Here is an 8462-nt window from a genome sequence, read left to right as displayed (position 1 = left end):
AACTGACTGACCAGATCCGAAAATCCAGTCACGTTTTGCTGTGCGAGCACTGATAACTTTTGAGCTAAAAGACCGAAGTCTTTCGCATCCGTCATCAAGCGCCCACACTTATCGGTTGTCTGTTTGTTAAAGAACTTCGCAATCGGCTTTGCCGTTTTGCGTCGCTGCGTTTTCGTCAGCAGCGAAGAAGCAAGACTATAAAGAACTTTCAGCGATTATGCAAGCATTTCTGAGAAATTCTTCATTCTGGAAAGCGGCTCGTTTTTGAGTTGCTGCCAGGAAGTCTTCGCCCGCTACGCGGTCCTCTGCGAGCGGGGAGCGAATACTAATGCCGCCGCGGCCAATTTGCAAGTTCTTTTCAAACAGACCTCCGGAAGTATCTCGTTCGGCACTTAATATACTCCCTTCCCTAAGCGCTACTGCCCGGGGGCAGGCATCGCTGCCAGCCAGGGGGCACGGCTGCCTTCGTCACACCTTCCTGACGAACTCCGATTTCAGGCTCATGGCACCGAAGCCATCGATCTTGCAATCGATATCGTGGTCACCGCCGACCAGTCGGATGTTCTTTACCTTGGTGCCCATCTTGATCACGCCGGCCGACCCCTTCAGCTTGAGATCCTTGATCACCGTGACGGTATCCCCGTCCTGCAATACGTTGCCCGCTGAATCGCGATAAACCGTGACTTCCGCTTCGGCCACCGCCGCGGCCTGCGCCGACCACTCATGAGCGCATTCCGGGCAGATATAGAGACCCCCATCTTCATAGGTGAACTCGGAATGACATTTCGGGCAGGAGGGTAGAGCGCTCATGGGTAATTCTTGGGTACGTGGCGAAAGTCGAAAGTATACTGCCCGGTCCGACGGACAGACTACATTGCTGGGCATCTCATAGAAAAGGCTTGCGCACCAAAAGGCACACCCCGCGCGCAACTGCGGCAGCCGCTCACCGAACGATTGCGCCCTGGATCAATACGCCGCTGGATAAACGACAAGTTGAGGACGGGGATGCTGACGCGGCGATGCCGCAGGCCGTGGAAGATCGATCGTGCCCGCGGCGCGGGAAGACTTCACAACCGTCACGGGCACGGACGTCCTGCGCATGACCTTCGCGGGCAGCCCGCCCCCAATGCAGGCCTTGATCTGCGACCAGAGGCTCGCACCCATCACAATACTGTCGCACTGGGTCGACGCCGCCGCGCTGGCAATCGTTCTTGCGGCATTTCCCAAGCCGATGATCGCGCTATAGCGCACGCCGGAATCCTCAAGGATCTCGCAAGCCCGCGAGAGCGCGGACTCGCCTTGACGGCATTCGTACTCCCTTAGCTCGGCAAACGAATGAAATGCGCTCGCCCGACTGCGTTCAAGAGGGGCTTGCACGTTCAGCAGTACCACCTCGGAAATGCTGCCTTCCCGGAACAGGAACGCGGCATGTCGCACCGCCGCTAAGGCACACTCCGAACCGTCTACCGGTACAAGTATCTTGATCATGTTCTGACCTTCATCCTGTTGCGAAACCTGGAGGCGACGAGACAACCTCCAATTACCCTGACTTAAGAGTACGCAAGGGGCCGTACGACCTGCGTCAAAAAGTATCCGCCCGGGATAAAGATCCCATAAAAATTCTCCTGCATTGCTCCTCCAGCGCTTTGCTTGCTTGGGCCGACGTCCCCGCGCGCCTACAGTAGTCGCAGGACTGAATGTGCCCTCTCTGGCTCATGACATGCCGGTACTGCGTTCAGCCCGCCTCTCGTGGCTCGCTGGTTGCACCGTCTGCAGCATACGATTGGAGAAGCCCTGCAGTACTACGTGGCCACCTGCCAGCGGCACGGACTGGCGGCCGACTCCCGCGCGGCATTCGGGACCAATCCCGTCATGGAATTCATGCGGCTCGTGGATGGGGCGACAACAGAGTTTCCCAATAGCGTCTGCTTTGCCAGCAAACTCATCTTCCGCCACGTCAATTTCCTGACGTCATGGCTGCACAACCAGACGCCTGGCGAGATCCAGGACCGGCTGCACCTGCAGGGAAAGCAGATGGTGCTGTTACCAATGAACGTTCACTGAGCGAAGGAACAATTGGAATTCCCGCGGCGAAGCTAGCGGTCCCCTTACGCCGTCGGGCCGCCGGAGAGTCGATGAGTGGCCTCCGCCAGGAGCCCACTGCCTACACCATCGGCAGCTCCCGCACCGGTTTGCCGGTGAGCTGGGCGATGGCATACGCCACAGCCGGTCCGATCGGCGGCACGGCGATTTCACCGACCCCGCCTGGCTCGGCCGTGCTGGGCACGAGGTGGGTCTCGATCAGCGGCGACTCCGCCATCCTCAGCACCGGGTAGTCGGGGAAATTGCTCTGCACGACCTGCCCGTCCTTGATCTGGACCTGGCCGTACAGCGCCGCAGTCAGCCCGAAAATGATCCCGCTTTCCAGCTGCTGCGCAACGATGTCGGGGTTGACCACGGTGCCGCAGTCCGCGGCGCAGACAACGCGATGCACGCGCGGCTTGCCGTCCTTGAGCGATACCTCCGCTACCTGTGCCACCACCGAGCCGAACGAGTTGTGCAGCAAGCCCGCGCGCACGCGGTGCGCCGTCCGCGGCCGGTGCCAGCGGCTGGTTCCATCCTGCCGCCCGCGCTACGGTGTCGAGCACCATCAGCTCGCGCGGGTGCGCCTTGAGCAAGTCGCGCCGCATCGCCAGCGGATCGAGCCCGGCGGCGGCCGCCACGTCGTTCAGGAAGCCTTCCAGGAAGAAGCCAGTGTACGAGTGGCCGACGCTGCGCCAGAATCCGACCGGCACCGGCAAATCGACTGCCACGTGTGCAATGTGCTCATGCTCGATCTCGTACGGCAGGTCGAACAGGCCCTCGGCTGTGTAGCGGTCGATGCCGAGCGACGGCGCGCCGAACAGTCGCTCCAGCTCTCCGGCCAGGATCGACTGCCCGGCACTGCGCGAGGCGATGGCCGTCACCTTGCCGTTCTCGACGCGGGCCTTCAGCCGTGCGATGGCCTGCGGGCGATAGAAGTCGTGGCGGATGTCGTCCTCGCGCGACCAGATCACCTGTACCGGACGGCCCTCTGTTTTGGTGGCGATCGACACGGCCTGGCCAATGAAGTCCGACTCCAGTCTCCGTCCGAAGCCGCCGCCAATGAGCGGAATGTCGATATGCACCTGGTCCCGGCTCACACCCGCGGCCCGTGCGGCGACCAGTTGCGCCAGCGTGGCCACCTGGGTCGGCGCCCAGAGCTGCACGCGGTCCTTCGTCACCTGCGCCGTGCAGTTGATCGGCTCCATGGCGGCATGCGCCAGGTAGGGCGCACTGTATTCCGCCTCGACGATGGTCGCGCCCGGCGCCTTGTCAAAGGCCTTCAGGCCATCGCCCAGCGAACGATAGGTGAAGCCGCCCCCGCCCTCGCCGCTGTCGAGCGCGCCGATGAGTTGTTGCCGGATGCCGGCCGAATCGAGCGTCGCATGCGGCCCCTTGTCCCAGACCGGTTCGAGCACCGCCATGGCCTGGCGTGCCTGCCAGTAGTGGTCGGCCACCACGGCCACACCCGGCGCGCCGCCCGCCATGCCGTCGAACGGCACGACATACCGCACGCCAGTCATGGCAAGCGCCGCCTTCGACTGGAAGCTCTTGAGCTTGCCGCCAAACACCGGACACATGACGACCGCCGCGTACAACATACCGGGCGGCCGCGCATCGATGGCAAAGCGTGCGCTGCCATCCGTCTTGCCCGCGATATCGTTGCGCGGCGCAGGCTTGCCAATCAGCTGGTACTGCGCAGCCGGCTTGAGCGTTACGTTCGATGGCGGCGCGATCTCGCGCGCCTTCCGCGCGACCGCGGAGAAAGGCATCTGCCTGCCGCCCGGTCCAATGAGCTGGCCTTCTTGCACCGTGACCTGTCCCGCCTGCACACCCCACTCGCGCGCCGCCGCTTCCACCAGCGTGGCGCGCGCGGTTGCGGCAGCCTCGCGCACGGGCTGCCAGCCGTCGGCCACGCTGCTGCTGCCCCCGGTGATGATGAGGCCGATCTCGCGCGCGCTCTTGGCCATGATCCAGTGCAGGGCGCGCACCCAGCTCTTGTCGGTATCGTCCGGATGCAGCGGCAGCGAGCTGCCGCCCATGACGACGACATTGCCGTAGACGCGCTCGATGGGTGATGACTCGATGCCCACCCGCGCCAGCGGAATATCGAGCTCCTCGGCGGCCAGCATCGACAGCGCGGTGTGGATGCCCTGCCCCATCTCCACGCGTGGCATGGCAAGGATGACGTTACCTTCCGGCGTGATCTTGATCCAGCCGTTCAGGGCAACCTGGCCGGGCGTTTCAGGGAACGCTGCGGGATCGCCAAGCCGGCTGCGAGGCGGCATCACGCCCCAGCCTACCACCAGCGCGCCGCCAATGCCGAGTGCCCCCAGCAGGAACCGGCGCCGTCCGCGGCGTGGGGTCGTTGCGCTGGTGTTCATGCGCGGCCCTCCCGCAGCGCCTTCGCTGCACGCTTGATGGCGGTGCGCACGCGCGGATACGTGCCGCAGCGGCACAGGTTGGTGATGGCCGCGTCGATGTCGGCATCGCTCGGGTCGGGCTGCCGGGCCAGCAGGTCCGCCGCCGCCATCAGCATGCCCGATTGACAGTAGCCGCATTGCGGCACCTGTTCGTCGATCCAGGCCTGCTGCAGTGCGTGGCGCTTGCCCGGCGCGCTGGCCAGCCCTTCTATCGTGGTGATGCGCTTGCCGGCCACCGCCGCCACGGGCAGCACGCAGGACCGCACCGCCGCGCCATCCAGATGCACGGTGCACGCGCCGCAAGCCGCGACGCCGCAGCCGAACTTCGTGCCCGTCAGGTTCAGGTGGTCCCGCAGCACCCACAGCAAGGGGGTGGCCGGGTCGCATTCGACGCTGACCGGCTGGTGGTTAACCTCCAGATTCATCTGTTATCTCTCTGCCCTTACCGAAGTTCATGTTGGCTTGCCGCGCATGCCAGGCGCCCTGGCCCCGCTGTGGTACAGGCTCGCGGCGATCCATTAGCCCTTCCTGAGCGACCGGCGCCGGCTCGCCTTGCGAAGGGTAGTGACATCGCCGGTCGCCAGGGCCGGGCTTTCCAATTCCCCGGATCGCATCCGCGACAGCACCCTCCTGGCATTGGTGGCGCAGTCGATTTCCTCGGGTTTCGCCTCGATCTCCGCCAAAAGCGCGACAAGGTGCGCTTTGCTCTGCGCGAGCCGCGCCTGCAGCGCCTCGATGTCCTGCACCTTGCTGCGGAGCGTTTCAATCAACGAGCCATGCTTCCACTGCGCCAGGTCGGGCGGCAGCAGCGTACGATTCTCGGGCCACGGATCCCGGGTTGTCACCGCTGCGCGCGCTGATCCTGCAGCAGCTGTCCAACGCGTGCCGCGGCTGCCGCGTCCGTCAATACCGGCGCTGGATGGCTCAGCGCGTCCACAGCCGACAGACCGGACTCTTTTCTATTTAAGCCCCCAAAGTATCGTCAAATTAAAATCAGCAATCTGCGCCATTCGGATCAGTCCCCGCTGTCCCCGCACACTGTCTTCATCCCCTGCCCTCTTTGCCAGCATGAACGGGGCCTTGGCGATACAGGGTGGGGAATGCCCTCGCGGTCGGTACGTGCCACATAGAGTTGCCAACGATGTACCCCACTCCGGTCCACTTCGAGCCGGATCAACCAACCGGTATTGTTGTCTTCGTCTTTGAAGCCGTCAAAAACAAAGTTTCCCAGGCTATAGAAAATCGGGCTTCCCTTGTATTGCTCGATGTCCTGGGTAACGTGCGGATGCCCGCCGATGACTGCGTTGGCGCCCGCGTCGATCATCGCACGTGCGAGCTGGCGCTGGCGTGCACTGGCATGATGCTCGTGCTCGATCCCCCAATGCATGAATGGTATGACGAGGTCCGCATGGTGGACGCTTCGTGCATTCCGGATGTCGGCGATCACCTGTTCATCTTCGCTCCAGGCCAGCCCAGGCGTATCGTGATCGGCTTCGAAGCCCCGCGGGAAGATTTCGTTGTAGCCAAGGAGAGCAATCCTGAGGCCGTTACGCTCGATCAGAAGCGGTGCATGTGCCTCGGCCAGGTTTCGCCCCCCTCCGAAAAATGAGATCTTTTGCTCTTCGAGAAGATCAAGCATGTCGGAAAAGGCGGCGCGGCCAAAATCGCCAGTGTGGTTGTTGGCGAGGGAGAGCGCGGTGAAATGGCCCTTCAGTACATTGACCGCATCTGGATTGGCACGAAACGTGAACGGCTTGCGCTCCGGGCGGCCCCGGCCCCTGGAGGCAATGACGCACTCAAGATTGCCAATCCGGATATCCGCGGAATCCAGGATTCGTGCGAAGTACGCAAAGGGATTACGCCCCGCCTTGATGGCACCACCAGGAATCCCGTCGAGCATGATGTCGCCGACAAAGGCAAGCGAGACCACAGGGGCGGCGGGCGCGTCGTCCGCAGCGGCTTGTCCCGCGACGCCGAGGTAGAGGAGACCCGCGACAAGGAATCGCGCGATTGCACGGCCCGACGTGCCCTCCCGCACTATGCCGTCCCCGTCAGCATGCAGCTATATTGCAGTTCCCTTCCAAGAACGGGTGAATAGAGATAGTTGATACCCGTGAAGGAGCCGGTCGAGTCAGAGTGAGAAGGCGCTGCACGAGGGACGTATTTGGCCTCATGCAGCAGGATGTACCGATCCGAATCCTGGTAGTAGGTGTAGAGCTTGATGTAGGCAGTGGCCCCGGCTCCAACCATGACTGCCTTGAAACGAAAATGTCCGTCTATATCGACGGACTTCACGGAATAAGGGTCGGCAGCCTGCTTGAACTCGAAGACGCGAGGATTGCCGCCGCCTTGGCTGATTTCACAACGAAGCAGGGGTGGTCCGGCATTCGCTCCAGCAATTTGGCACGTGAAGAGCGTCATCAAAGCAATAACACTTGTGCCCCAGGACGGGCGGCAATTGGGGAGGCTGGCCTGGCGCATTGGTTGGGTCTCTATCACGTGGGCTCTCGCACCGGACGAGGGAATGTTACCTCAGCAACTTTGCGTAGTCTGCAGGCTGTCAGAGTTTCTTCGTCTTTGACCTGACCTGCCCAGACTCCTCCCGAGTGCCGCGAACACGGCCCCAGCGCGGGGATCGGCGCGCCGCCGCTCGACTACTGGCCCTGGTTCGTTGTTGGCCCTCGATCCTGGCGATTAATTGCGTTTAAGGCGTGCGGCGAGGCGAAAGCGATCTAATGAGACAGTCGCGCTCCGAAGCCAACCTCGGCGCGGGCTTGAAACGACGTCGAAATCCTGCAAGCAGGCTCTCCGGCCATTACAGTTATGAGCAGGAAAGCTGACCTCGGAGTTTGCCTGGAAAGAGGGTCGCGACATGTCTGCCAACCCGGGAACGCGCCATGCAGGTGAAGCCGATGACTTCGTGAAGCCCATCGCGCTCGCCTTGCAGGGCGGGGGCGCCCATGGCGCCTTTGCCTGGGGCGTACTTGACCGCCTGCTCGAAGACAAGCGGCTCGCCATCGAAGGCGTGAGTGCCACCAGCGCCGGCGCAATGAATGCCGTGGTACTCGCCTACGGCTTGCTCAAGGGTGGGCCGCCTGGCGCTCGCACCGCCCTGCACAACTTCTGGCATGACGTTTCCAGCACCGCGCTGATCTACAGCCCGTTCCGCAAACTGCCATGGGAGATCTGGATGCGTAGCGGCTATGGGCTCGACAGCTCGCCGATGTATCTGCTGACGGACCTGCTGCTGCGCGTACTCTCCCCTTATCAGTTCAATCCTTTCAATCTCAACCCGCTGCGCGACGTTCTTGCCCACCATGTCGATTTCGACGTCCTGAGCCGGGATTGCCCGATCCAGCTTTACCTGTGCGCCACCAATGTCGAGACCGGCAAGGTGCGCCTGTTCTCGCACGATGAAATCTGTCTCAAGGCGGTGCTGGCCTCGGCCTGCCTGCCGTCCCTGTTCCAGGCTGTGGAGATCGACGGCCAGTACTACTGGGACGGCGGCTATGTCGGCAACCCTGCGATCTTTCCGCTGATCTATCACTGCAGCACACGAGATGTGGTGATCGTCCATATCAACCCGATCGTTCGCAAGGGCGTGCCGAAGACTGCAGCAGAGATTCTCAATCGCATTAACGAAGTCAGCTTCAACTCTTCGTTGATCCGCGAGCTTCGTGCGATCAGCTTCGTCACCACCCTCATCCAGGACGGCAAGATAGACCGGACCGAGATGAAGGAAATGCTGATCCATGCAATCCGCTCGGACCAGACCATGACGGCGCTCGGCGTGTCCAGCAAGTTCAATGCGGACTGGGACTTTCTTTGCCACCTGCGCGATCAGGGGCGCAATGAGGCCGAGCATTGGCTGGCGCAGAACTACAGTGCAATCGGCGAGCGCTGCAGTGTCGATTTGCGCAAGGAATTCCTTTAATGAGCGATGGCCCCCTCACACGG

General features: G+C 62.4%; 7 protein-coding genes and 2 pseudogenes. 2 read left to right on the top strand and 7 right to left on the bottom strand.

The genetic code is table 11. The features are described 5' to 3' along the window. Nucleotides 1–468: 468 nt before the first annotated feature. Both AC3FNH_RS26830 and AC3FNH_RS26825 read right to left on the bottom strand, forming a co-directional pair. On the bottom strand, nucleotides 469–810 hold the full coding sequence (locus AC3FNH_RS26830; protein WP_488722228.1) for a zinc ribbon domain-containing protein YjdM: 342 nt from the start codon (nucleotides 808–810) through the stop codon (nucleotides 469–471). 156 nt (nucleotides 811–966) lie between these two features. Then, the gene (locus AC3FNH_RS26825) at nucleotides 967–1488 is read right to left on the bottom strand and encodes a universal stress protein (protein ID WP_276102923.1); all 522 of its coding nucleotides are present in this window, start codon (nucleotides 1486–1488) and stop codon (nucleotides 967–969) included. Between the two features lie 273 nt (nucleotides 1489–1761). Between AC3FNH_RS26825 and AC3FNH_RS26820 the strand changes: the two are divergent. Continuing rightward, a pseudogene (locus tag AC3FNH_RS26820) lies at nucleotides 1762–2064 on the top strand (amino acid transporter); the annotation flags it as partial. 100 nt (nucleotides 2065–2164) lie between these two features. On the opposite strand, the pseudogene AC3FNH_RS26815 reads toward AC3FNH_RS26820, so the two are convergent. The 5 genes and pseudogenes from AC3FNH_RS26815 to AC3FNH_RS26795 all read right to left on the bottom strand — a co-directional run bounded on the left by AC3FNH_RS26815 (nucleotide 2165) and on the right by AC3FNH_RS26795 (nucleotide 6986). Then, nucleotides 2165–4466, bottom strand: a pseudogene (locus AC3FNH_RS26815) (xanthine dehydrogenase family protein molybdopterin-binding subunit). Beyond that, the gene (locus AC3FNH_RS26810) at nucleotides 4463–4930 is read right to left on the bottom strand and encodes a (2Fe-2S)-binding protein (RefSeq protein WP_488722227.1); all 468 of its coding nucleotides are present in this window, start codon (nucleotides 4928–4930) and stop codon (nucleotides 4463–4465) included. The pseudogene AC3FNH_RS26815 and the gene AC3FNH_RS26810 overlap by 4 nt, the downstream one beginning before the upstream one ends. Nucleotides 4931–5023: 93 nt before the next feature. Further along, nucleotides 5024–5350 (bottom strand): MerR family transcriptional regulator, encoded by a 327-nt coding sequence (locus tag AC3FNH_RS26805; RefSeq protein WP_276102920.1) that lies wholly within the window; start codon nucleotides 5348–5350, stop codon nucleotides 5024–5026. 170 nt (nucleotides 5351–5520) lie between these two features. After that, nucleotides 5521–6543 carry a CapA family protein gene (locus tag AC3FNH_RS26800; protein WP_488722226.1) on the bottom strand — a complete coding sequence of 341 codons (1023 nt, stop codon included), beginning with the start codon at nucleotides 6541–6543 and terminating at the stop codon, nucleotides 5521–5523. Further along, on the bottom strand, nucleotides 6543–6986 hold the full coding sequence (locus AC3FNH_RS26795; protein WP_488722225.1) for a hypothetical protein: 444 nt from the start codon (nucleotides 6984–6986) through the stop codon (nucleotides 6543–6545). Before AC3FNH_RS26795 ends, AC3FNH_RS26800 begins: the two co-directional genes overlap by 1 nt. 391 nt (nucleotides 6987–7377) lie before the next feature. Here AC3FNH_RS26795 and AC3FNH_RS26790 point away from each other — a divergent pair, with 391 nt between their 5' ends. Then, a complete protein-coding gene (locus AC3FNH_RS26790; RefSeq protein WP_488722224.1) occupies nucleotides 7378–8439 on the top strand; it encodes a patatin-like phospholipase family protein in 1062 nt (353 codons plus the stop codon). Nucleotides 8440–8462: the final 23 nt, after the last annotated feature.

The organism is Cupriavidus sp. 22TCCZM01-5, assembly GCF_057798915.1.
The sequence above is the reverse complement of the archived record's forward strand: the minus strand, read 5'-3'. Positions and strand labels throughout refer to the sequence as shown.